General features: G+C 58.7%; 2 protein-coding genes. One reads left to right on the top strand and one right to left on the bottom strand.

From position 1 onward, the window contains the following. Nucleotides 1–391, top strand: a 391-nt coding sequence (locus tag AB4043_RS23350) for an efflux RND transporter permease subunit (RefSeq protein ID WP_442308243.1), incomplete at its 5' end; no start/stop codon positions are given. Nucleotides 392–778: 387 nt separating this feature from the next. Here the strand turns inward: AB4043_RS23350 and AB4043_RS23345 are convergent. Further along, nucleotides 779–2,139: CocE/NonD family hydrolase (locus tag AB4043_RS23345; RefSeq protein WP_442308242.1), on the bottom strand; the 1,361-nt coding region annotated here is incomplete at its 5' end.

Genomic DNA, 2,139 nt, shown 5'->3' with positions numbered 1-2,139 from the left:
GATCGGCATGATGCTGCTGATCGGCATCGTGAAGAAGAACGCCATCATGATGATCGACTTTGCGATTGCCGCCGAGCGCGAACACGGCAAGGACTCCGAAGGCGCCATCTATGAGGCGTGCCTGCTGCGATTCCGGCCTATCATGATGACGACCTTCGCGGCACTGCTTGGAGGTCTGCCACTGGCACTGGGGACGGGGACGGGTTCTGAGCTGCGCAAGCCGCTGGGCGTTACCATCGTGGGTGGTCTGCTGGTCTCGCAGTGCCTGACACTGTTTACGACTCCGGCGGTGTATCTCTTCTTCGACAAGCTGCAGAAGCGTCTTGCAAAGTTCTTCCCGAAGAAAGCCGCGGCTCCGGCGCATGTGCCGCATCCGGCTCCCGGTGATTGAGAAAGGCAGTTGCTAGTTGCCAGTTGCCAGTTGCCAGTTGCCAGTTGCCAGTTGCCAGTTGCCAGTTGCCAGTTGCCAGTTGCCAGTTGCCAGTTGCCAGTTGCCAGTTGCCAGTTGCCAGTTGGACTGGCCGGGACATCTCGGGTTGCCTGGGTTGGGAGAAGGCCTGGGTAGAGAAGCAGATTTCTCCGCTACGCTGCGAAATGACAAAAAGGAAGAGATCTGGGTGTTTCTGAATTTGTCGACACACCCTGCAGCGGGTCCTCTTAGTCTGTACCTGTCTACCCGTTTCGCCCTTAGTGTTGCTTGATAAGAAGAGGGCAAGCGCGAAACCTGCCCTCTTAGGTTTTCAACTGGAAACTGGCAACCGTTAACTGGCAACCTGCCTTACTTCACTACAGGCAATTCAATAAAGCTCGCCTTGCCGGATTCGTGCCAGATGCGTTGTTCGGCCTTCTTATAGTCTTCGGGTTTGGCGTCGAAGATATTGGGGACGAAGGTCTGGGGGTTGCGGTCGTAGAGCGGGAAGAGTGTTGACTGGACCTGCACCATGATGCGGTGGCCGGGCTCGAAGGTGTGATTGACCTGCGGCAGGTCGAACTTCACTCGTTCGGGCTCGTTGGGCTTGAAGGCTTCCGGCTTCTCGAAGCTCTTGCGGTAGCGGGCACGGAAGATGTCGAGCGAGACCGGCAGCTCGTAGCCCTTCCAGTCGTCAGGAGCACTCTCGGGATAGACGTCGATCAGCTTCACAGCGAAGTCGGAGTCGGTTCCGGAGGTGGAAGCCATCAGGTTCACAACTGGTGTTCCACTGAGGCGCAGAGGCTCTTTGAGCGGCTCGGTGATGAAGGTCAGGACATCGGGGCGGCCATCGACGAAGCGCTGATCGGTGACCAGCCAGGTACGCCAGTGATCTTCCGAAACAGGACGGGGCAGATAGGGGACAGGCTTCGCCGGATCAGAGGTATAGGCCGTGTACTGTTCTCCGCCTTTGGGCGCATCCCAGCTTAGTGTGCCGTTGGCGGTGAGATAGATCGGTTTGGCGCTGCTCTCGCAACCGCTGCCGCAGCTGAGCGGCCACTTGTCGAATCGGTCCCAGTGGTTGGCGCTGGTGTTGTAGATCAGCACCGGCGGTGTATTCGCTTTGGGAGCACCGTCCACGAGGTACTGCGAGAAGAAGGGCATCATGATCTCGCGGCGGAAGTATTGGGTGGTGTCTCCGTCCCAGACGAATGGTCCCAGCGCGCGTCCTTCGCGATTCACCTGCGAGTGGAACCACGGGCCCATCACCAGGTAGTTCATGCTGTTGTTCTTGTCTTTCGGTTCCGTAGCGCGATAGCTATGGATGGCGCCCCACATGTCTTCCTGATCCCACAGACCCTGCAGCCACATGGTGGGAACGGTCAACGGCTTCTCGATGGAGATCTTGTCCAGAGCCTGGGCCTGCCAGAAGCCGTCGTAAGCGGGATGGGACTCAACTGTTTTCCAGTACGGCAACTGGTCCATGCCATTGGCGCGGGCGTAGTCGCCGGAGGATCCATAGTGCAGGAAGGTTGTGTACTGGTCCTCAGAGATGTGTTTCGGAGCACGGTAGGCGCCACCGCGCTGATTGGTCTGGCCGATGATGTAGTCCAGCATGGTCTCGCGGAAGGCGCCGTAGTGGAACCAGTCATCACCCATCCAGCCGTCGGTCATCGGGCTTTCGGGAAGGGCGACCTTGAGGGCCGGATGCGGGTTCAGCAGGGCCATCT

The organism is Terriglobus sp. YAF25, from assembly GCF_052113305.1.
Taxonomy (GTDB): Bacteria; Acidobacteriota; Terriglobia; order Terriglobales; family Acidobacteriaceae; genus Terriglobus.
The sequence above is the reverse complement of the archived record's forward strand: the minus strand, read 5'-3'. Positions and strand labels throughout refer to the sequence as shown.